General features: G+C 66.6%; 18 protein-coding genes and 1 tRNA gene. 9 read left to right on the top strand and 10 right to left on the bottom strand.

The annotated features are described in order from the left end of the window. The first annotated feature begins 75 nt into the window (after positions 1–75). From pal to JMF82_RS12640, 5 genes are all read left to right on the top strand, one after another. On the top strand, positions 76–582 hold the full coding sequence (pal, locus tag JMF82_RS12660) for a peptidoglycan-associated lipoprotein Pal (RefSeq protein ID WP_038620971.1): 507 nt from the start codon (positions 76–78) through the stop codon (positions 580–582). Further along, positions 582–1,496, top strand: a complete 915-nt coding sequence (ybgF, locus tag JMF82_RS12655; RefSeq protein WP_201314926.1) for a tol-pal system protein YbgF — start codon at positions 582–584, stop codon at positions 1,494–1,496. Before pal ends, ybgF begins: the two co-directional genes overlap by 1 nt. A 10-nt stretch (positions 1,497–1,506) precedes the next feature. Further along, on the top strand, positions 1,507–2,190 hold the full coding sequence (queE, locus tag JMF82_RS12650; RefSeq protein WP_201314925.1) for a 7-carboxy-7-deazaguanine synthase QueE: 684 nt from the start codon (positions 1,507–1,509) through the stop codon (positions 2,188–2,190). A gap of 152 nt (positions 2,191–2,342) precedes the next feature. Then, the gene (gene queC, locus JMF82_RS12645; protein WP_201314924.1) at positions 2,343–3,029 is read left to right on the top strand and encodes a 7-cyano-7-deazaguanine synthase QueC; all 687 of its coding nucleotides are present in this window, start codon (positions 2,343–2,345) and stop codon (positions 3,027–3,029) included. A gap of 61 nt (positions 3,030–3,090) precedes the next feature. Then, a tRNA-Lys gene (locus tag JMF82_RS12640) sits at positions 3,091–3,166 on the top strand. 110 nt (positions 3,167–3,276) lie between these two features. On the opposite strand, the gene JMF82_RS12635 is transcribed toward JMF82_RS12640, so the two are convergent. Beyond that, the gene (locus tag JMF82_RS12635; protein WP_201314923.1) at positions 3,277–4,713 is read right to left on the bottom strand and encodes a HAMP domain-containing sensor histidine kinase; all 1,437 of its coding nucleotides are present in this window, start codon (positions 4,711–4,713) and stop codon (positions 3,277–3,279) included. Between the two features lie 375 nt (positions 4,714–5,088). Here JMF82_RS12635 and JMF82_RS12630 point away from each other — a divergent pair, with 375 nt between their 5' ends. Continuing rightward, entirely contained in the window at positions 5,089–5,610 is a 522-nt protein-coding gene (locus JMF82_RS12630; RefSeq protein ID WP_201314922.1) for a DUF3617 family protein, read from the top strand. A gap of 82 nt (positions 5,611–5,692) precedes the next feature. On the opposite strand, the gene phnD is transcribed toward JMF82_RS12630, so the two are convergent. Beyond that, positions 5,693–6,733 (bottom strand): phosphate/phosphite/phosphonate ABC transporter substrate-binding protein, encoded by a 1,041-nt coding sequence (phnD, locus tag JMF82_RS12625; RefSeq protein ID WP_201314921.1) that lies wholly within the window; start codon positions 6,731–6,733, stop codon positions 5,693–5,695. Positions 6,734–6,843: 110 nt separating this feature from the next. Continuing rightward, entirely contained in the window at positions 6,844–7,533 is a 690-nt protein-coding gene (locus tag JMF82_RS12620) for a response regulator transcription factor (RefSeq protein ID WP_201314920.1), read from the bottom strand. Positions 7,534–7,837: 304 nt separating this feature from the next. Between JMF82_RS12620 and JMF82_RS12615 the strand changes: the two genes are divergently transcribed. Further along, positions 7,838–9,571, top strand: coding sequence for a type VI secretion protein IcmF/TssM N-terminal domain-containing protein (locus JMF82_RS12615; RefSeq protein ID WP_201314919.1), 1,734 nt, complete (start codon positions 7,838–7,840; stop codon positions 9,569–9,571). Positions 9,572–9,586: 15 nt separating this feature from the next. Here the strand turns inward: JMF82_RS12615 and JMF82_RS12610 are convergent, their stop codons facing one another. The 4 genes from JMF82_RS12610 to JMF82_RS12595 all read right to left on the bottom strand — a co-directional run bounded on the left by JMF82_RS12610 (position 9,587) and on the right by JMF82_RS12595 (position 14,835). Then, on the bottom strand, positions 9,587–11,437 hold the full coding sequence (locus JMF82_RS12610) for a hybrid sensor histidine kinase/response regulator (RefSeq protein ID WP_201314918.1): 1,851 nt from the start codon (positions 11,435–11,437) through the stop codon (positions 9,587–9,589). A gap of 152 nt (positions 11,438–11,589) precedes the next feature. Next, complete coding sequence (locus tag JMF82_RS12605; RefSeq protein WP_201314917.1) at positions 11,590–12,327, bottom strand: VTT domain-containing protein; 738 nt, start codon at positions 12,325–12,327, stop codon at positions 11,590–11,592. Then, on the bottom strand, positions 12,324–12,881 hold the full coding sequence (locus JMF82_RS12600) for a nucleoside deaminase (protein ID WP_201314916.1): 558 nt from the start codon (positions 12,879–12,881) through the stop codon (positions 12,324–12,326). Before JMF82_RS12600 ends, JMF82_RS12605 begins: the two co-directional genes overlap by 4 nt. Before the next feature lie 184 nt (positions 12,882–13,065). Further along, the gene (locus JMF82_RS12595) at positions 13,066–14,835 is read right to left on the bottom strand and encodes a glutamine--tRNA ligase/YqeY domain fusion protein (RefSeq protein WP_201314915.1); all 1,770 of its coding nucleotides are present in this window, start codon (positions 14,833–14,835) and stop codon (positions 13,066–13,068) included. A gap of 336 nt (positions 14,836–15,171) precedes the next feature. Between JMF82_RS12595 and JMF82_RS12590 the strand changes: the two genes are divergently transcribed. Beyond that, the gene (locus tag JMF82_RS12590; RefSeq protein ID WP_201314914.1) at positions 15,172–16,446 is read left to right on the top strand and encodes a threonine/serine exporter family protein; all 1,275 of its coding nucleotides are present in this window, start codon (positions 15,172–15,174) and stop codon (positions 16,444–16,446) included. A gap of 69 nt (positions 16,447–16,515) precedes the next feature. Here JMF82_RS12590 and JMF82_RS12585 read toward each other — a convergent pair whose 3' ends face one another. The 3 genes from JMF82_RS12585 to JMF82_RS12575 form a co-directional block, all read right to left on the bottom strand. Next, a complete protein-coding gene (locus tag JMF82_RS12585) occupies positions 16,516–16,842 on the bottom strand; it encodes an H-NS histone family protein (RefSeq protein ID WP_201314913.1) in 327 nt (108 codons plus the stop codon). Positions 16,843–17,105: 263 nt separating this feature from the next. Next, complete coding sequence (locus JMF82_RS12580) at positions 17,106–18,803, bottom strand: proline--tRNA ligase (RefSeq protein ID WP_201314912.1); 1,698 nt, start codon at positions 18,801–18,803, stop codon at positions 17,106–17,108. Positions 18,804–18,892: 89 nt separating this feature from the next. Continuing rightward, on the bottom strand, positions 18,893–19,324 hold the full coding sequence (locus JMF82_RS12575) for a DUF4124 domain-containing protein (protein ID WP_201314911.1): 432 nt from the start codon (positions 19,322–19,324) through the stop codon (positions 18,893–18,895). Positions 19,325–19,433: 109 nt separating this feature from the next. Here JMF82_RS12575 and JMF82_RS12570 point away from each other — a divergent pair, with 109 nt between their 5' ends. Then, a complete protein-coding gene (locus JMF82_RS12570) occupies positions 19,434–20,210 on the top strand; it encodes a phosphatidylcholine/phosphatidylserine synthase (protein ID WP_201314910.1) in 777 nt (258 codons plus the stop codon). Position 20,211 lies beyond the last annotated feature (1 nt).

The following is a 20,211-nucleotide window of genomic DNA, read 5'->3' as shown; positions in this document are numbered from 1 at the left end:
ACCGGCGAACACTGTCCCGAAACCGCAATCACTACTGACTGTCGGAACTCAAACCCGTTTGAAGGAACGTCCACCATGAATAAGACCGTTCGCGTCGCCCTGGTCGCCCTGCTCTGCGTTGGCGCGGCCGCATGCTCGAAGAAGCAGGAAGTCAAGCCGCAGCCGCAGCCGGAACAGGCTCCGGTGACCGCCCCGGCTTCCGGCCCGACCAAGTACACCCCGGCTGACCTCGACACCGACGCGTGCCTGCGTCAGCGCGTTGTGTACTTCGATTTCGACAAGGACGAAATCAAGCCGGAGTTCCAGCAGATCATGGCGTGCCACGCCAAGTACCTGCAGGACCGCCCGATGGCCCAGATCCGCCTGGAAGGCAATGCTGACGAGCGCGGCACCCGCGAGTACAACCTCGGCCTCGGCGAGCGCCGCGGCAACGCCGTGTCCAGCGCCCTGCAGTCGAACGGCGGCTCCGCCAGCCAGATCAACGTGATCTCGTACGGCAAGGAAAAGCCGGTGTGCCGTGAGCACAACGAAGACTGCTGGAGCAAGAACCGTCGCGTCGAGATCGTCTACACGGCGAAGTAATGAAGAAGCAACTGGCTAACAGCTTCACGGCCAGGATGGGCATGGCGGGCGCGATCGCGTCCGCCATGCTTTTTGTCGTCCCGGCATTCGCGCAGGATTCCCGCCTCAGCCTCGCCGATCGCGTATCGCGGCTGGAGCAGCAGGCGCAGAACCAGAACCAGGGCGGCACGAGCCTGGTGAACCAGGTGCAGGCACTGCAGTCGCAGTTGCAGCAGATGCAGGGCCAGATCGAAGAACTGCAGCACCAGCTGCAGGAAGCGAACGACAAGAACAAGGCGCAGTACGTGGATATCGATTCGCGCCTGGGCCGCCTCGAAGGCGGTGCCGGAGCAGCGACGAACAATCCGGGTAATGCAGCCAACACGAATCCGCCACCGGCGGCGGCCCCGACACCCCAGGCGCCGGCGGCTCCCGCCCCCGCGCAGGATGCGGGCAAGGGTGGCAAGCCCGCGGCGGCAGGTGCCGCTGCAGGTGCTGCCGCTGCCGGCAATGGCAAGGGCGGCACGGCCCCGGTCAATGCCGCTGGCGCCCAGGCGGCTTACGACGAAGCTTTCAAGTCGCTGCGCGGCGGCGACTATGTGGCGGCTTCCCGCGGTTTCCGCGGCTTCATCCAGCAGTATCCCGACAGCCCGCTGCTGCCCAATGCCTATTACTGGCTGGGCGAGTCGTACTACGTCACCATGAACTACTCGGTGGCGCTCGAGGCATTCCAGCGCCTGCTCAGCCAGTTCCCGCAGAGCGAGAAGGCGCCCGACGCCATGCTCAAGGTCGGCTACAGCCAGATCGAGCTCAAGCAGGTCGACGCCGGCAAGGCCACGCTGAAGAACGTTTCTGCCAAGTTCCCGGGTACGAAGGCTGCTGGCCTGGCCCAGGAGCGCCTGCGTCGCCTGCAGGTGCCGTCGTCGGCCAACTGAGGTTGACGGTGTGAGCAGTACCAGCACGAGCGTGGCATCCACGCCAGCGCGGTCCGAGCGACTGCGGATCACCGAGATCTTCCACTCGATCCAGGGCGAGGCCGACGCGATCGGCTGGCGTACGGTGTTCGTGCGCCTGACCGGTTGTCCGCTGCGCTGCGTGTGGTGCGATACCGAGTACTCGTTCTATGGCGGCAACTGGCGTTCGATCGACGACATCGTGGCCGAAGTGGCCTCGCACGGCGCCAAGCATGTCTGCGTGACCGGCGGTGAGCCGCTGGCACAGAAGCGTTGCCTCATCCTGCTGACACGCCTGTGCGACGCCGGCCACGACGTATCGCTGGAGACCTCGGGCGCGCTCGATGTTTCCCTGGTCGATCCGCGCGTACGCAAGGTCATGGACCTGAAAGCGCCCGATTCCGGCGAAGCCAAGCGCAATCTGTGGTCGAACATCGACCACCTGCTGCCGCACGACCAGGTGAAGATCGTGATCGCCAGCCGCGCGGATTACGAATGGGCGCGCGAGACGGTTGCCGAGCACCGGCTTGCCGAGCGCTGCATGGTGTTGTTCTCGCCGGTGCACGGTGCGATCCAGCCGCGCCAGCTGGCCGAGTGGATCATCGACGACAAGCTCGACGTGCGATTCCAGCTGCAGCTGCACAAGCTGCTGTGGAATGACGAGCCGGGGCACTGAGGCGCAGCGGATCCGGTGCCATCCTGTGGGAGCGCACCCTGTGCGCGACTCGGCCGGCTCATGCCGCACAATAGATTCTCGCGCGCCGGCCTGTGTTGCCGGTGGCGCTCTTCGGCCGGATCACCGGCCTGAACCCAGGAGTGGATCTACCCATGTCTCAATCGTCTCCCCGCAAAGCCGTCGTGCTCGTTTCCGGCGGCATGGATTCGGCGGTCACCATCGCCATCGCCCGCGAACAGGGCTACCAGGTGCACGCACTCAGCGTCGCCTACGGTCAGCGCCACAGCGCCGAGCTGGAGGCTTCGGAGCGGGTTTCACGCACGCTCGGCGCGGTCGAGCACAAGACCGTGCGGGTGGACCTGCGCTCCATCGGAGGTTCGGCGCTTACCGCGGATATCGACGTACCGCTGGACCAGACGGGCGACACCGGCATCCCGGTGACCTACGTGCCGGCACGCAACACCATCATGCTGTCCATTGCGCTGGGCTGGGCCGAGGTGCTGGGTTCCACGGACATCTGGTGCGGCGTGAACGCGGTGGATTACTCCGGTTATCCCGATTGCCGTCCCGCCTTCATCGAGTCGTTCGAGCAATTGGCGAATGTGGCGACGAAGGCCGGCGTGGAAGGGGCGGGCATTCGCATCCACGCGCCGCTGATGCGCATGAGCAAGGCCGACATCGCCCGCGAAGGCCAGCGACTGGGCGTGGATTTCTCTGAAACCGTGAGCTGCTACCAGGCCGACGCCCAGGGCCGCGCATGCGGCCACTGCGACGCCTGCCACCTGCGCGCCCAGGGCTTCAAGACGGCCGGGCTGCCCGACCCGACGCGCTATGTCTGAACGGGTTTCGCTTGTGCCATGGACCTATAGTCCATAAAATTACGGGCTTGCCTTTGGCGACGGGTCGTTAGCTCAGTCGGTAGAGCAGTAGACTTTTAATCTATTGGTCCCGAGTTCGAATCTCGGACGACCCACCAAAGCATCGAGGACTTGCCTGTCGGCGAGTCCTTTTTTTATGCCCGTGACGCCAGGCGCGTCCGCTCCACGCCACGGTTGCCGGCGTGCGAGACGGCGCTCGGATCGTGGCTCAGCCGGCTTGCCGCCAGGCGGGCGATGTTTGCTTGCGAGGCGTGGAATGGCGCTCCATCACCGGCATGCGAGGCAGTTCGAACCAGAACGTGCTGCCACGGCCGGGCTCGGAACGCAGGCCGATGCGCGTGCCGAGCAGTCGGGCGAGACGTTCGGCAATCGCCAGGCCGAGGCCGTAGCCGCCGCGCCGCTCGCTTTCTCCGGCCTGCAATTGCACGAATTCCTCGAAGATGCGCTGCTGGTGGATGACGGCGATGCCCGGGCCGTTGTCGCGCACTTCGATGCGCACGGCCTGGCCGCGTCGCCGCGCAGCGATCAATACGCGTCCTTCCGGCGCATTGATGATCGCGTTGCTGGCCAGCTGGTAGAGCAGGCTGGCGGCTACATCGGCGTCGCCGTGCAACTGGTGGTGGCTGCCGCGCCATACCAGCGTGACGTGATGCTCCGCGGCCTGGTGGTTGAGCGAGGTGCGATCGCGCATGAAAAGCTCGGCGGCCGAGAAGCCGGTGGGCTTGACCGCGATGACGCCGGCATCGAGTCGCGAAATCTCCAGCAGGGCGCCGAGCAGTCGCGTCATCGCGGCGATGCTGGTGCGCATCTGCTGGAACAGCGACTGGCGTTCCTCTTCGCTGCCGCTGTCCACGCCGGCGGCAAACAGTTCGAGCGCTTGCAGCGGTTGGCGGAAATGATGGCTGACCAGCGCGATGAACTGCGATTTGCTGCGCGTGGCTGCCTGGCTCTGCCGCAGGCGATCGAGCGCCTCTACGGCGTTGTCGTGCTGCATGGTGGTCCAGTCGCGGCGCTGCTCTTCCAGCAATTCGGAGAGCCGCTGCAGGGTCAGGCGGATATCGCTGAATTCCGGCCCGGTAGGCGTGGCGTCGATGGCGGGATGGCGCGCGTTGACCATTTCGTGCAGCGCGTCCTGTACATGCGACAGGGGATCGAGCACGTGATGGCGCAGGGTGACGCGCGCCAGCCAGGCGAGCACGAGGATGCCCGCCGCGCAAAGGCCGCCCAGCAGCCAGACCAGGCTTTGCGCCAGGCGCAACGGGCGGGTGTCCACCTGCATGCTCAACCACGACGGCGGATCGCCGCTGCCGCGCATTTGGCTGCGGTAGATGGCGCCGCCCTGCGGGAGGGACACGCCGCTGCTGAAAAGGCTGCCGTCGGGACGGTGCAGTTCGATGCGCCGCAACTGGTCCACCGCACCGTCGCTCAGGGCGCGGTCGAGCACGTCCTGTGGCGAGGTCGTCATGCCGTTGCCCAGCTCGCCGGCAAGGCGCTCCAGCCGCAGGCCGATGGCCGCATCGGCGCGTTCGCCCATGGTGTGCGTCTGCTGCACGCACAACGCGAGCACCAGCGCCAGCGCGGCAATCGTGCTGGGCAGGATGACGTCGATGAAGAGGCGCGGAAGCAGTCGCTGGCGCGATTCCATGCGTCAGGCCTCCATGGCCGGCTGCAACGGGGAAAGCCGCTCCGCACATCGCCTGGACGTCCTCTGGCACGGCATGGCTGGCGTCGGCTGCATGATGTGTGACTCGCGGCGATCGGCGATAGGAACGGCCCTTGGCGGCACGTCATCGTGGTGAAATGCCCTGGGATGCACTCTAAAGAATTCGCCGGGAACCAACGATAGCCACTTCGTTCTAGCGCGAGGCGCCATAGTTCGAACGGCCTATCCACCCGCCGGGCCGCATGTTGCAGCGCAAGATCCGGGATGAATCGCACGCAGTGGCCGCGGCATGACGCCGGGGCCGTTTGGCGTTACCTTGCACAACCGCATGGCCGACCCGGCCTCATGGAGATCCTCATGTCCGCACCACGCCGTCTGCTGCTTGCCCTTTCCCTGCTTGGCCTCGCTACCGTGGCCGTGGCGCAGGATCTTCCGGCCAACATGCCCAAGCGCAAGCCGGGCTTGTGGGAAATGCAGACCTCCGGCATGGGCGGCCACGCGCAGGTGATGAAGCTTTGCCTGGACGCCGACACGGACCAGGCGATGTACAAGATGGGCTCGCAGATGAGCGGCCAGATGTGCAGCAAGTTCAACGTCAACGTGCAGGGCGCAACGGTCGTGTCCGATGCCGTCTGCAAGCTCAATACGCCCAATGGCGCGGTCAACATGACCAGCCACAGCGAGACCAGGTTCGAAGGCGACACGGCCTATCGCACCGAGGGCCACATGAAGTACGAGCCGGCGGTGATGGGCCAGAGCGAAATGGCGATGAGCAGCGCCGGCCATTGGGTTGGCGAATGTCCGGCCGGCCAGAAGCCCGGCGACATGGTCATGCCCAACGGCAGCACCATGAACATCAAGGATATGCAGCACCACTGAGCGCTGCGCCCGCGGGCACCCGTCGTCGCGCGGTCGCCTTGGTTCCCGCGTCGGGGCCGGCATCATGCCGGCCCTGCTGCATTCAGGGTGTCGTCGGCGCCATCAGCTGGCGCACCAGCGCCTGGTGCTCGGCATCGATCTTGTGCAGGCGCGCCTGCATCGCGGCGTCGCTGACCCATTGCGCGCTGTAGGCGCGGCGCCGGTCGAGGTTGAATTCGATGTCCGCAAAAGGCACCAGTGTTTCGTTGCCGGCCGGCGCGAAGCCGCTGATGTCGTGGATCAGCTGCAACTTGGCCAGCTCGGCCTGCGCGTTCCTGCCGGTACCGTAGGAGGTGAGCGCGGCGGTGACGCGCTGGCGAAGCTCGGCCGGCAGGTCCTCGCGGATCACCACGACCGCATGCGGAATCAGGCTCGACATCCACAGCACGCGCAGGCGTGCGTACTGGTCGGGAAAGCGCTTGGCGAAACGCTCCATGTCCGCCGTGTTGTTGGTGGCGACGTCGACCTCGTTGTTCGCCACCGCCAATGCATTGTTTTGGTGGTTGTCGACGACGACATTCGCGAAGAACGTGTCCGAGTCGAGCCGGCGATTGGCGAACAGCTGTGTTTCCGGCACCAGGTAGCCTGACACCGAGAGCACCTCGCCGCGCGCGTAGCGCAGGTGGCCGGGCTGGCGGAACATGTCGTCGATGTTGCGCAGCGGCGAATCCTTGGACACCAGCAGCACGGAGTAGTAGCCGCGCGAGCCATTGGTGCGCGTCAGCTGGGCGATCACGCGCATGCGATCGTGGGTCACGGCGTCGAGCGCCAGGCGGCCGGACACGAACGCGAAATCGACGCGCTCCTCGGCCAGGGCCTGGCCCAGGCCTTCATAGGTGCTGACCGAAATGCTGCGGATCGGCAAGCCGAGGGTATGGCTCAGGTCGTCCAGCATCGGCCGCCACGCGGCCAGCGATTCAGAAGGCCCGCCGATCGGCAGGATGCCGAAGGTGAGCGCGCTGATGTGCTTGGCATCGTGGGGAGCGCTGGCCGGCCCCGCAGCCAGCGCCGGCAGGCCGATCAGGCAGGCCAGCACGAGGCCGGTGGCGGCTCGCAGGAGGGAGCGGGGCCTCAGGTTCGTCATCCATCCCTTCGGCAAGACGGCATTCCCCCGGAAAGCATCAGGCGCGTCAGGCGGCAATCAGCGCCCGGCGTGGGGCAGCATACGCGGCAATCGTCATGGCCGGGTGAATGCTAGAGGCCGCTGATACGCCGCGAGGCCACGACCGCCTCCACGCGATTGCGCACGTTGAGCGCGCGGAAGATCGCGGCCAGGTGGATCTTCACCGTGCCTTCGCTGATACCCAGGTCGCGCGCGATCAACTTGTTCGGCTTGCCCTGCGAGAGCAGGCGCAGCACGTCGATCTGGCGCTCGGTGAGGAGTTTGCGCAGGCGTTCCTCGAGCGAGTCCGACGAGGCCGGCATCGGCGTGGGCGACTGGGTGGGCGTGGTGGCCGCGCCATTGCCCGCGCCGTCGGCGCGCTCCTGCAGCATGAGCGGGGGCACGTACACGCCGCCGGAGAGCACGAGGCGCACCGCCGACAGCATCACCTCGGGTGAATACGCCTTGGGAATGAAGCCCTGCACGCCCATCGCGAGCAGGTTCTTCATGAGGTTCGGGTCTTCCACGCCCGAAAGCACGATCACGGGCAGCTCGGGCAGTTGCTCGATCACTTCGGTCAGGTGTTCGCTGCCCTGCACGCCGGGCATCGCGAGGTCGACCAAGGCGAGCGAAAGAGACGCCGCCTCGGGCGCGTGGATCGCATCGCGCAGCTCGGCCATGTCCATGGCGGTGACAAAGTCGGTGTCTGGCCCAAGCTCGGCCAGCTTGAGCTTGACCCCTTCGACGATCAGTCGATGGTCGTCCGCAATCAGTATGCGCATGTCGTTCCCCAAGACGCGCGCACGGCGCTCCCATCGCCGCACATTCGCGAACGCAACATAGCCCCAGCCCGCAAATACGGCAACCTCGCGGCGCTTACGAACGGTATAGTCACAAGGTCATATGGCCCACCACGCAGGCGGCCGAGAAAATCGGCCGGGTGCGAGGGGAGTCGCCTATTGCACCAAGCGACAGGGGCGGCGCAGATGGCAACACGCTGCGTATGATGGGTTTTGATGGGAGACGGTGCGAACGGGTCAGGTGATGCGCGTGGCGCCTTGCCTTGACTCCGGAGCCATGGGTGTCATGCGGCTGCTGGAGTGTTACGCACCTTTGTTCTCGTATGGCTTGCTCATCGAGGAGCAGGCAGCGACGCCTGACGGCCCGGGTGAGCTGGCAACGGTGCAGGCGCGTGCGCGCGCCTTCATGGACGAGGCCCGCGGCAAGGCGCTTGCGGCAGGCAAGCCTCTCGCCGACGTCGAGATGGCGGGCTTCGCCGCCATCGCCTGGTTCGACGAGGTCGTCATGCGGCAGGACGCGTGGAAGCACCTCGCCAGTCCGTTGCAGCTGGACCTGTTCGGCACCGCCAGCGCCGCCAGCGAATTCTTCGACCATCTCGCGCGCCTGTCGCCCTCGGCGGAAGAGGTGCATGAAGTGTTCGGCATGGCGCTGATGCTCGGCTACGTCGGCCAGTACTACTACGAGCAGGACGACAGCGGCGAGCTGGGCAGGATCAAGGCCTTGTACTGCCGCCCCAGCATCACGGCCACTGGCGTGCTGCAGTCGCTGCAGCGCGAGCCCATCACGCCGCAGCCGTACCTCGCGCCGGGATCGCCGCCGCTGCGGTTGCCCGCCTCGTGGGTGGGGCGGCGCTCGATGCAGTTCGTCGCCGCGGCGGTGGTGCTGCTCGTGCTGGTGGCGTTCGTGGCGCCGGCTTTCAGTCATGTGGTTTCCACGGAAACCTGGTCACTGCTTGGCCTTGGTGTCGTGGCGGCAAGCGCGCTGGCCTGGGCCGGGGCGCTGGCATGGCATCGGCTGGTGGTCATGCGCGGGCACACGCGGGTGGCGGCGCACCCCGAGGCGAGCTATGGCATCGGCGACGTGTGGTCCGCGCTGCTCGATGCCGCGCGTCACGTGCGCGGCGCCGTTTTGCATCCCTTCCGCCGCCGTGGCGAATGGCGCAGGTTGTCGAGGCATCCCTGGCTGATGTTCCTCGGCGACAGCCCGACGGAGGTACGCAGCCTGCTGCAGGCCGCGGCCCACGCGCCGCATGCACGCAAATCCGCCGCCAACACGGAAGCGCGGCCGTGGTACTGGTGGATCTTCCGTTCGGTGGTGGCGATCGAGCCTGGCGGTCATCTGCTGCAGGCAACGGGCGAGCCGCATGGACAACTCTCGCCCTGGTCGCAGGCCGTCGCGCTGTTGGCGCGCGAGCGGCGCAAGCTGCCGCTGGACGGGATGGTGCTGTGCGTCTCGGCGCAGAGCCTGCTCGAATCGACGACGCAGATCAGTGCCCGCGCGACTCGCTTGCAGGACATGGCGAGCGAGGCGACGCGGCATCTGCAACTCCAGCTGCCGCTCTATGTCGTCGTGACCGGCCTGGAGGCATTGCCCGGGCATGCGGCGGTCAGATCGACCTTGCCGTCCGCGGTGTTCAGGCGCGCGTTGGGGTGGCGCGTCGGCTTTTCGGCGGGATCGCCGGCACTTCATGGACGTCTGGACGTCCGTGGCGAGGAAGTGGGCTATCGGCTGCGAGGCGCCGCCATGGCGGCGCTGGCCGTGCAGCGCCACGCCCATGGACGCCGTGAAGTGTTTGCCTTCCTGCAATCGCTGCCGATGCTGCAGCGCGGGCTGCAGGTGTTTCTCGATCGACTGATGGCGGGAGAAGGCAGCGCGGGTCGCCGCCTGCTCTGGTGCGGCCTCTACCTTACGGGCGGCGCGCGGCCCAGCGCGCCCAGCGGCGATTTCGTCGATGACCTGTTCGGCCGCTTCCTGCCGGCGGATCGCCTGCTTGCGCGCCGCATCGCGGCGGAAAGTTGATCCAGGGCGATCGGCTCAGGCCACCGTTGCCCGGTTCGCCGTCCAGGCCGCCACCATTGCTTCGCGCAATTGTTCGGGCGACACCGGCTTGTAGAGCACGGGGATACGCGCGGCCATGATTTCACGCAGGCGATCGCTGCGGGTTTCGCCGGTGATGAGCAGGCGCGAGAAGGGCGTGTTGCCGTCGCGCAGATAGTGCTGGTCGAGCGCGGCCAGCACATCCAGCCCGCTCTCGCCGTCGCGCAGGCGCAGGTCGGAGATCACGATGTCGGGCGGCGTGGGCCACTCCTCGGCAGCCAGCATGGCCTGCGTGCGGTCTTCGGCGACCGCCACCTCGCACCCCCAGCTCCGCAACAGATAACGGATGCCCGAGAGGATCGCCGGCTCGTCGTCGATCACCAGCACGCGCATGCCGGTGACGTCGAGCGGGGCTTCCTCGTCCGTGCCGTGCGGAACGTGCTGCGCCGGCACTTGCGGCAGATGGAAGGTGAAGACGCTGCCGCGCCCGGGCGTCGACTTCAGCTGCACCTGGGTATCCAGCAGTTCCGCCAGGCGCTGCACGGTGGCGAGGCCCAGGCCGAGGCCGCGCCGGGGCCCGGTGTCGTGCTCGTGGTTGCCATGGCATTCCACGCGATAGAACTCGTCGAACACGCGGGCCTGGTGCTCGGGCGCGATACCGGTGCCGGTATCCCACACGTCCAGTCGCACCGTGGCGTCGCCGCGGCGACGGGCGACCACCAGCACGCCACCTTCGTGCGTGTAGCGAAGGGCATTGCTCACCAGGTTGTTGAGGATGCGTGCGAGCATCGTGCGGTCGCTGCGCACCCAGACGTCCGTCGTCCGCATGATCAGGCGCAGGCCATGCTGCTCGGCGATCATGCGGAAGTTGCGGCTGACTTCCTCCAGCACCTGGTCGAGCGGAAACTCGGTGATCTCGATCTGCATCGCACCGGTTTCCAGTCGCGACAGGTCGAGCAGTTCGCTGAAGAGATGATCCAGCGCCTCGACGCATTCCTGGATGTGCGCGATGCGATCGAGGCGAATGGGATCGCGTTCGTCCTCGGCCAGGGAAGACGAGAACAAGGTCAGGGCATAGAGCGGCTGGCGCAGGTCGTGCGAAGCCGCGGCGAGGAAACGCGCCTTGGCCACGCTGGCGGCTTCCAGCGCGGCGTTCTTGCGCGCCAGTTCCACCGTGGCGTGTTCGATTTCCTTTTCCATGCTGCGCTGGACGTCGAACAAGGCCAGCGCGGCGCTGTTGAAGCCCCGCTGCAGTTCGCCGATTTCGGTCTGGTCGGTGACTTCCACCTCGACGTGGCGATCGCCGCGACCGAGCTGGTGCACCGCCGACACGAGGCGGCGCAGCGGAGCGCTCATCCAGCGCGCGGCCTGCCAGCCGATCACGGCGGCCACCAGCACGCTCAGCGCCAGGGCGAACAGCGCATTGCGCAGGCTGGCCTGCTGCGCCGCGATCGCATCGCTCAGGCTGACATCCACCATGACCGAACCCAGCACCGGACGACCGGGCTGTTCGGTGTCGATGACGTCGCGCACCACGGTCAGCGTCTCGGCGTTGCCGCCGCCGCTGCGGCCGAGGTTGTCGGCGAGGATCTCGCCGTCGGCCGCGCGGATCTGCACGCGCGCCACATGGGGAAGATCGCCGATCGATTCGGCGATGCGCACCAATTCGCGGCGCTGCATGTCGCGCAGCGCGGTGGTGGACACGGAAGCGGCCTGGGTCGCGATGGCGTCGGCGGTGATCTGCGCCATGCCGCGCAGGCTGTTGAGCTGATGCTGGGTGAGGATCACGACCAGCAGCGTGGCGGTCACCAGCGTGGGCACGAGCGCGACCAGGGCCAGCCGCTGCATCAGCGACGTGCGCCGCCACCACCGTCCCGCTCGGGAGTTCGCCCCTGCACCCATCGGCCGTTGACCCCTTCCGGCGTCCATGCGCCAGGCGCTGCCAGCCTAGCGCGATTCATGGAGTAGGGCAGCTAGCCCATTGGCCGAGGACTATTGCTTTAGCGATCGTGGGATTTTGCTGACGCGGCGAGTCCGGACGAGCGCCGGCGCCGGCTGAAGCGTTCGACCAGCAAGGGCAGCAGGGCAAGCAGCCCAATGGCGCCCAAGGGCATCCAGATCGAACGCTGCATCAGGAGGCCCAGGCCGAAATGGCCCTGGCTTTGAGCCAGTGCCTCGCCGAGTCCGGCCCCGATGGACGTCTCGAAAATCAGGGAGACGGTCCCGCCCAACCAACTGGCGCCGAGAAACAGCCACAACGGGCAGCGCAGCCAGGCGAGCCCCACCGTGATCAACCCGAAGGGTGCCACCGGTATGAAGCGCAGGAACATGGTGTAGGCCACCGGGTGGCGCTCGAAACCGTGGTGCAGCTTGTCCACGATGGCGGGCGGATGCTTGCTGCCGGTGCCGAAGGCGTAACGACTGGCCAGGAACAGGATCAGCGTGCCCAGCGTGAGCCCGATGGAGCCGTAGATGCTCCCTTCCCATGCCCCGAAGGCGAAGCCGCCGGCCATGATGATGACGACCGTGCCGGGGATGCCGGTGGACATGGCCAGGGTGAGCAGGCCGATGAAGGCGATGCGGCTGAGCCAAGGCGCGTTGCCGATGTCCGCGCGCAGCTGCGCCTGGTGCATCACCAGCTGTTCGGGATGCAGCCGGTCGAGCGCGCCGGAGCTGAACAGCACGATGCCGGCCATGACCAGCAGGATCAACGGCAAGGCAGCGCGCAGGCGGCTCAATAGTGCTGTCCGGTCTGGCCGTACGCCGCAAGCACGCCGCGCGCTTCGTCGCGCAGGATGTCGCGTCGCACCGCGATGCCGCGCCGCTCGAGTTCGCCCACCCAGTCTGCCGGCAGCGGGCCTTCGTCGAACTCGGTGAGTTCTTCCACGTCCTCGGCGCGCGCGCCGATCAGCAGCGCATCCACGCCGGCCCACACGGTGGCGCCGTAGCACTGGCAGCACGGCTGGGCGCTGGTGGCGAGCGTGTAGCTGCCGCCGTCCTGGTTGAGACGGAACGCGGCGAGGCGTTGCTGCGCGGTCATGTACGCCATCATCTCGGCGTGGGCGACCGAGCAGGTCTGCGGCACGACGCGGTTGACGCCGACCGACACGACGCGGCCATCCGCATTGAACACGGCGGCGCCGAACGGGCCGCCCTGTCCATGCTCGATGTTGCGTCGTGACAGTTCGATCGCCAAACCCACGCGCTCCTCGTCGGTGACGTAGCGCTTTCGCTCGTCGACCACTTCGCCGATCCACGGCGGCAGGGTCAGGTGAATCTGAAGGCTTAGCATGCCAGAGCCTGTTTATGCTCTCCAGCTGGCCCGCGCCGGGATCGGTTCGCGGGCAAGCCAGGTAAGAACGATGGAGTGTATGTCGATAGACGACCGGGTAATGCCGCCGGATGATGGGCACACCGGCTCGATGCGGGCGATGTGGAGAGCATAAGCCGGCTCTTGTTTCCCTGTGGCGTCGGCGTCAGCCGCCCTGTTTGGCCCAGGCGTCACGCAAGGTGACGGCACGGTTGAATACCGGGGCGCCGGGTTTGTGATCCACGCGATCGGCCACGAAATAGCCGAGGCGTTCGAACTGGAAGCGCTGCTCGGGGTCGGCGGAAGCCGCGGCCGGCTCCAGCCATCCGCGCACCACGCGCTTGGCCTCGGGGTTGATGTGCTCGATCCAGGTCTTGCCGTCGCTCTCGTCGTCCGGGTCCGCCACGTTGAACAGGCGGTCATACACGCGCACTTCGGTGGCGACGCCATGCTTCGCGCTCACCCAGTGGATGGTGCCCTTTACCTTACGGTCGGCACCCGGCATGCCCTGGCGCGATTCGAGGTCGAGCGTGCACCGCAGTTCGACGACGTTGCCGTCGGCATCCTTCACCAGCTCCTCGCATTTGACGATGCCCACGCCGCGCAGGCGCACCTCGCCTTCGGGCTTGAGGCGATGGAAGCCCTTCGGCGGCACCTCGGCGAAGTCTTCCCGCTCAATCCACAGCTCGCGCGAGAACGGCACCTCGCGCGTGCCGAAGCTCTCGTCCTTCGGATGGTTGGAGAAGGTCAGCGTCTCCTCATGGCCTTCCGCCAGGTTGGTGATCACCAGCTTGAGCGGATCGAGCACCGCCATGCGACGCGGCGCGGTGGCGTCGAGGTCTTCGCGGATGCAGTTCTCGAGGATCGAGTAGTCGATGATGCTGTTCTGCTTGCTCACGCCCAGGCGTTCGATCAGCAGGCGCAGGCCGCCGGGCGTGAAGCCGCGGCGACGCAGGCCGCGCAGCGTGTTCATGCGCGGGTCGTCCCAGCCGTCCACCAGCTTCTCGTTCACCAGCTGCGCGAGCTTGCGCTTGCTGGTGATGGAGTAGGAGAGGTTGAGGCGCGAAAACTCGATCTGCCGCGGCTTGGCCGGCTCGGTGCGGAAACCGCCTTCGCGCAGGTGCTGCCAAAGCTCCGGATGATTGACCAGGTCCACCTTGTCGACGAACCAGTCATACAGCGGGCGATGGTCTTCGAACTCCAGCGTGCACAGCGAATGGGTGATGCCTTCCAGCGCATCCGAGAGGCAGTGCGCGTAGTCGTACATCGGATAGATCGGCCACGCGTCGCCGGTGTTCTGGTGCGCCACCTTGCGGATGCGGTAGATCGCCGGGTCGCGCATGTTCATGTTGCCCGACGCCATGTCGATCTTCGCGCGTAGCGTCTTGGAGCCGTCGGCGAATTCGCCCGCGCGCATGCGGCGGAACAGGTCGAGGTTCTCTTCCACGCTGCGGTCGCGGAACGGCGAGTTGCGGCCCGGCTCGGTGAGCGTGCCGCGATAGGCGCGCATGTCCTCCGGGCTCAGGTCGTCGACGTAGGCCACGCCATCCTTGATCAGCTTGACCGCCGCGTCGTGGAACACCTCGAAGTAGTCCGAGGCGTGGCGCAGGTCGTGCCATTCGTAGCCGAGCCAGCGCACGTCGTCCTTGATGCCTTCGACGAACTCGGGGTCTTCCTTGCCCGGGTTGGTGTCGTCCAGGCGCAGGTTGCACCAGCCGGTGAACTCCCTGGCGATGCCGAAGTTCAGGCAGATCGCCTTGGCGTGGCCGATGTGCAGGTAGCCATTGGGCTCGGGCGGAAAGCGGGTGCGGATGTCGTGGTGCTTACCCGTGGCCAGGTCCTCGCGGATGATCTGGCGGATGAAGTCCCGTTGCCCCTCGGCCTGCGGGGTGGCGGGCGAGGTGGTGGGTTCAACGGTGGCTTTATCGGTGGACATCGGAAACTCGAAACCCGTGCTAGGTGGCGGAACCGCTAAGTTTACCTCGTCCTAGATGGGGGTGTTTCCCCCGAATCCAGCGCGGGCCCTCTCCAGCCGCAGGGGCGCGCCAGGTGCGCCCGACCACGCCCTGGCGTGGCCTTTCGGCCCAGCCATGATTTGCGCGGCCTTCGTGCAGGCCTTTCGCGCAGCGGGTACGCATCTGGGAAAGGCGGCTGGCGAAGACATGTCGCTGACAATGGCCATCCAAATCAGGTCTACTAGCGGCATGCCCATGGACCCCTCCCGTTTCGCTGTCTTGCCGCCCTTCGCGATCCCGGAAAGGGCCCGCGCGCGATGAATCACCCAGTGGTCGTCACGCCCCTGGCTACCGCGCCGCTCAATACCCGTATCGCCTTCCTGCTGGAGCTGGCGCGCCGCCTGCACCAGTACGGCACGGCCGCGCCGCGCCTGGAGGGCGCCATCGGCGGCGCGGCGCAGCGGCTGGGCCTGTTGGCGGACGTGTGGTCCAGTCCCACCGCGATCATCATTTCCTTCACCGACCTGGACCAGGGCGAGGACGACGTCGCCCAGGTCACCCAGGTGATGCGACTGGCGCCGGGCGACGTGAACCTGGCGCGCCTCAGCGAGGCCGATGCCATCGCGGACAAGGTGATCGCCGGCGATATCGAATTGCGTGAGGGCTTTCGGCGCCTGCGTGAGCTTGGCCGGCCGGACACCCGCCGCGAGCAGGCCGGCGTGATCGCCAGCTATGGCCTCGCCGCGGCGAGCGTGGTGGCGCTGCTGCTGCACAGCTCGTGGGCCGACCTGCTCACGGCGGCGCTGATCGGACTCATCATCGGGACCATCACCGTGTTGTCCGCCACGCGCCCGCGCCTGGCCGTGGCCAGCGAGGCGATCAGCGCCCTGGTCGCCACCGTCATCGCGATCGTGGTCAGCCAGTTCGTGGTGCCGCTGGCGATCAAGTCGGTGATCCTGGCCGGCCTCATCGTGCTGATGCCCGGCATGTCGCTTACCACGGCGGTGCGCGAGATATCCAGCCAGCATCTCGTGGCGGGCGTGGCGCGCATGGGGGGCGCCATCGCCACGCTGATCAAGCTCACCTTCGGCACGGTCGCCGCGACGCAGCTGTGCAATGCCTTTGGCATCGAAGGGCGTGATTACGCGCTGACGCCCTTGCCGCCGTGGACCGATTACCCGGCCTTGCTGGTGGGCGCGTTCGCCTTTGCCGTGTCCTTTCGCGCGGCACGGCGCGACTGGCTGGTGGTGATGGCGGCGGTGGTGGCCGGTTATCTCGCCACGCGCTGGGGCGGCGCCTTGGCGGGCAAGCTGCCGGCCGCGCCATTCGGTGTTTTCCTTGGCGGCCTGGCGCTCAGCAGCCTGGCCAATCTGTATGCGCGCTTCGTGCATCGCCCGGGCGCCATCATCCGTGAGCCCGGCATTATCCTGCTGGTGCCGGGAAGCGTGGGTTTCCGCAGCGTTTCCTATTTGCTGGAACGCGATACCACGCTCGGCATGGATAGCGGCATGCTGCTGATTACCCTGCTTATTGCCCTGGTCGCGGGATTGCTGTTCGGCGATTTGCTGATTGCGCCGCGCCGGTCGCTGTAACGGATTATCAAAAGAGAAACGCCGGCAAATGCGCGGCGTTTTCTTCGCGCGGCATGAAAGGGATGGCGATCAGATCGCCAGGTCCTTTTCCTTCTTGCCTGCCTTCAAGGCATCGTTGAACCAGCGCGGACGCTTGCCGCGGCCCGACCAGGTCTGCTCGGGATCGGCCGGATTGCGGTATTTCGGCGCCACGGTGCCGCCCGCGCGACGGCCCTTGCCGCCACGACCCTGGCCAAAGACGTCCTCGAACGAAAATCCCTCGGCCTTGATCAGCGCATGGATCTTGTCGCGCAGCTTCGCCACTTTTTCCTTGCGCAGCTCCTGCTGGCGCGACTGCGCCTTCGTGATCAGGTCATTGAGCTGGTTGTGATTGAGATTCTTGATGTCAACTGCCATGGGTAACTCCCGGGGTGGGTGCGGCTAATGCATGGCGCCGCGATATAAGGCAGCGCATTCATAAGAATTCTTCGATTCTTACCGATAATTGCGACGTTTTGCAAAGGCGCGGCATTATCGATCATTAACCGGCAGCCAATAGAGGGGATAAATCAGAGCCTCCTTAATGGCCTATTGCCGCCCATGCCGGATTAATCCGGCAGTGGTCCGGAAACGCAAAACGGCCGCTTTCGCGGCCGTTTTGCCGGGCGCGTCGGAACGCGTCAGGCCAAAAGAGCGAACAGCTCGTCCTGGGTGATGGCGCGGGCTTCGGCTTCGTCGCGGGCACGGTATTCCAGCGTGCCGGCCGCCAGGCCGCGCTCGCTGACCACCACGCGATGCGGGACGCCGATCAGTTCCATGTCCGCGAACATGGCGCCCGGGCGCAGCCCGCGGTCGTCCAGTACCACGTCGACGCCCCGCTGCTGCAGCTCGCGATACAGCGTTTCGGCTGCCTGGGCGATCTCCGGCGAGTTCTTGGGATTGATCACGCACACCGCCGCGCGCCACGGCGCCATGGGCTCGGGCCAGATGATGCCGGCGTCGTCGTGGCGCTGCTCGATGGCGGCGGCCACGATGCGGCTGACGCCGATGCCGTAGCAGCCCATCAGCATCACCTGCGCCTTGCCGTTCTCATCGAGCACGGTGGCCTTGAGCGCTTCGGCGTACTTGTTGCCGAGCTGGAATACGTGGCCGACCTCGATGCCGCGCGCGATCTGCAGCGTGCCCTTGCCGTCGGGCGACGCGTCGCCGGCCACCACCTTGCGGATGTCCTCCACGCGGGTCACGCGGGCGTCGCGGTCCCAGTTGGCGCCGGTGTAGTGGGTGCCGTCCTGGTTGCCGCCGCAGACGAAGTCGGCCAGCACCGCCGCGCTGCGGTCGACGATCACGGGAATCTCCGCCGGCAGGCCCACGGGGCCGATGAAGCCGGGGCGGGCGCCGGTCACGGCAAGTATCTCTTCCTCGGTGGCGAGCACCGATTCGCCCGGCATTTCGGCCAGCTTGCCGGCCTTCACTTCATTGACCTCGTGGTCGCCGCGCACGCACAGGGCCACCAGGCCCTTGCTGCCGCGCACGAGAATGGTCTTGATGCACTGCCCGGGGCTGACCTTGAGGAAGGCGGCCACCTCGTCGATGGTCTTCTGCGTGGGCGTGTCCACGCGCGTGAGCCCGGCGGACGGCGCGGGACGTTCGGCGGTGGGCGCCAGCGCTTCGGCCTTTTCGATATTGGCCGCATAGTCGGAGCCGTCGGAGAAGATCAGCGCGTCTTCGCCGGAGTCGGCCAGCACCTGGAACTCATGGCTGGCGTTGCCGCCGATGGCGCCCGTGTCGGCCTGCACCGCGCGGAACTTCAGGCCCAGGCGCGTGAAGATGTTCGAGTACGCGCGATACATCGTGTCGTACGTCTGCTGCAGCGAATCCTGCGAAAGATGGAAGGAGTAGGCGTCCTTCATCAGGAACTCGCGCGCGCGCATCACGCCGAAGCGCGGACGGATCTCGTCGCGGAACTTGGTCTGGATCTGGTAGAAGTTGACCGGCAGCTGCTTGTAGCTCTTGAGCTCATTGCGCGCGAAGTCGGTGATCACTTCCTCGGCCGTGGGTGCGTAGCAGAACTCCTGCTCCTTGCGATCCTTGATCTTCAGCAGCTGCGGGCCGAACTTCGCCCAGCGGCCGCTTTCCTCCCACAGCTCCTGCGGCTGGATGGTCGGCATCAGCAGTTCGACGGCGCCGGCGCGGTCCATTTCCTCGCGAACCACGTTTTCCACCTTGCGCAGCACGCGCAGGCCCAGCGGCGACCACGTATAGAGGCCGGCGGCGAGCTTGCGGATCATGCCGGCGCGCAGCATCAGCTGATGACTGGCGATTTCGGCGTCGGCAGGGACTTCCTTGACGGTGGCCAAGTGGAATTGGCTGAGGCGCATGTGGCGGATCCGGCGGGTGAAAGAGGCCGATTATAGCGATCCGCGGCGCCGCAGGCCGGGCCCGCGCACGGGCCCGGCCTGCAGGAGGCTCAGTTGCCCGAGCAGTACTGCTGGTACTGGCTCTGCGCGGTGGACTGTTGCGCCTGGCGCTGATCGGCGTCCAGCAGCTTCTGCTGGCCGTTCTGCTGCATCACGATCGGCCCGCTGCTCTTGAGCGCCTCGAGGTTGCTCTTGAGGCTGGCACAGAGCTTGGCGCGATTCTCCGGCGTGTCGACCATGGGCAGCGACGACGGCGCGGGAGCCGGCTTGGACTCCGAAGTGGTCTCGTTGGGCTTGGACGGCGTCGGCTCGGCCAACGGCTCGATGGTGCCCGTGGTGGTGACCTTGCTGTATTTCGTTCCCTGCGGTGGCGGCGCGTCGGAGTAGTGCACGGTGCCGTTGGCATCGGTCCACTTGTAGGCCTGGGCGGCGACCAGAGGCGCGGCAAGCAGCAGTGCGGTGGCGATCAGCAGGCGGCGCATCGGGTACTCCGGGGTATCGGACAGAAGGTGCGCATTTGTTAACACCCCCCACGGCCGGACTCAAGCGGAGGATGGTTTACACTGCGCGCATTCCGTCACGGATTGATTCATGAGCGATAGCGTACCCGTCCGTCCCCCGCGTCATCGGGGCATATACCTGCTGCCGAACCTGTTCACGACCGGCGCGATGTTCGCCGGTTTTTACGCGATCGTGGCAAGTATCGGCGGGGACTTCAGCTCGGCGGCCATCGCCGTTTTCGTGGCGGCGCTGCTTGACGGCATGGATGGCCGGGTCGCCCGCCTCACCGGTACGCAGACCGAGTTCGGCGTGCAGTACGACTCGCTGTCCGACCTGATCAGCTTCGGCCTGGCTCCCGCGCTGGTGATGTACACCTGGTCGCTGTCCACGCTGAAGGCCTACGGCCCGACCTGGGGCAAGATCGGCTGGGCGGCTGCCTTCGTCTATGCGGCCTGCGCCGCGCTGCGGCTGGCGCGCTTCAACACGCAGGTGGGCGTGATCGACAAGCGCTATTTCCAGGGCCTGGCGAGTCCCGCGGCGGCGGCCGTGTGCATGTCCTTCGTATGGAGCATGGACAAGTTCGGCATCATCGGCGAAGAGGTCTGCTTCATCACGCCGGTGCTCGCCCTGGTGGTGGGGCTGTTGATGGTGAGCCGCTTCCGCTATTACAGCTTCAAATCGCTGCCCATGGGCGGCGACGGGCGCGTGCCCTTCCTGTGGATCATCGTCGGCGTGCTGGTGCTGGTGCCGTTCTTCATCGACCCGCCGCGCGTGCTGTTCGTGGTGTTCACGCTTTACCTGCTGTCCGGCCCGGTGATGACCCTTTGGGGGCGCGCCACGCACCGGCGCCGCCGCGGAGTGGCCTGAC

Source organism: Dyella sp. EPa41, from assembly GCF_016586165.1.
Lineage (GTDB): Bacteria > Pseudomonadota > Gammaproteobacteria > Xanthomonadales > Rhodanobacteraceae > Dyella.
Note: the sequence above shows the minus strand (reverse complement) of the source record. Positions and strands in the feature narration are given on the sequence as shown.

Coding starts and splice junctions, on each gene's coding strand:
- pal (WP_038620971.1), top strand. CDS start 76: ATGAATAAGACCGTTCGCGTCGCCCTGGTCGCCCTGCTCTGCGTTGGC.
- ybgF (WP_201314926.1), top strand. CDS start 582: ATGAAGAAGCAACTGGCTAACAGCTTCACGGCCAGGATGGGCATGGCG.
- queC (WP_201314924.1), top strand. CDS start 2,343: ATGTCTCAATCGTCTCCCCGCAAAGCCGTCGTGCTCGTTTCCGGCGGC.
- JMF82_RS12635 (WP_201314923.1), bottom strand. CDS start 4,713: ATGGAATCGCGCCAGCGACTGCTTCCGCGCCTCTTCATCGACGTCATC.
- JMF82_RS12630 (WP_201314922.1), top strand. CDS start 5,089: ATGTCCGCACCACGCCGTCTGCTGCTTGCCCTTTCCCTGCTTGGCCTC.
- phnD (WP_201314921.1), bottom strand. CDS start 6,733: ATGACGAACCTGAGGCCCCGCTCCCTCCTGCGAGCCGCCACCGGCCTC.
- JMF82_RS12620 (WP_201314920.1), bottom strand. CDS start 7,533: ATGCGCATACTGATTGCGGACGACCATCGACTGATCGTCGAAGGGGTC.
- JMF82_RS12615 (WP_201314919.1), top strand. CDS start 7,838: ATGCGGCTGCTGGAGTGTTACGCACCTTTGTTCTCGTATGGCTTGCTC.
- JMF82_RS12610 (WP_201314918.1), bottom strand. CDS start 11,437: ATGCAGCGGCTGGCCCTGGTCGCGCTCGTGCCCACGCTGGTGACCGCC.
- JMF82_RS12600 (WP_201314916.1), bottom strand. CDS start 12,881: ATGCTAAGCCTTCAGATTCACCTGACCCTGCCGCCGTGGATCGGCGAA.
- JMF82_RS12595 (WP_201314915.1), bottom strand. CDS start 14,835: ATGTCCACCGATAAAGCCACCGTTGAACCCACCACCTCGCCCGCCACC.
- JMF82_RS12590 (WP_201314914.1), top strand. CDS start 15,172: ATGAATCACCCAGTGGTCGTCACGCCCCTGGCTACCGCGCCGCTCAAT.
- JMF82_RS12585 (WP_201314913.1), bottom strand. CDS start 16,842: ATGGCAGTTGACATCAAGAATCTCAATCACAACCAGCTCAATGACCTG.
- JMF82_RS12580 (WP_201314912.1), bottom strand. CDS start 18,803: ATGCGCCTCAGCCAATTCCACTTGGCCACCGTCAAGGAAGTCCCTGCC.
- JMF82_RS12575 (WP_201314911.1), bottom strand. CDS start 19,324: ATGCGCCGCCTGCTGATCGCCACCGCACTGCTGCTTGCCGCGCCTCTG.
- JMF82_RS12570 (WP_201314910.1), top strand. CDS start 19,434: ATGAGCGATAGCGTACCCGTCCGTCCCCCGCGTCATCGGGGCATATAC.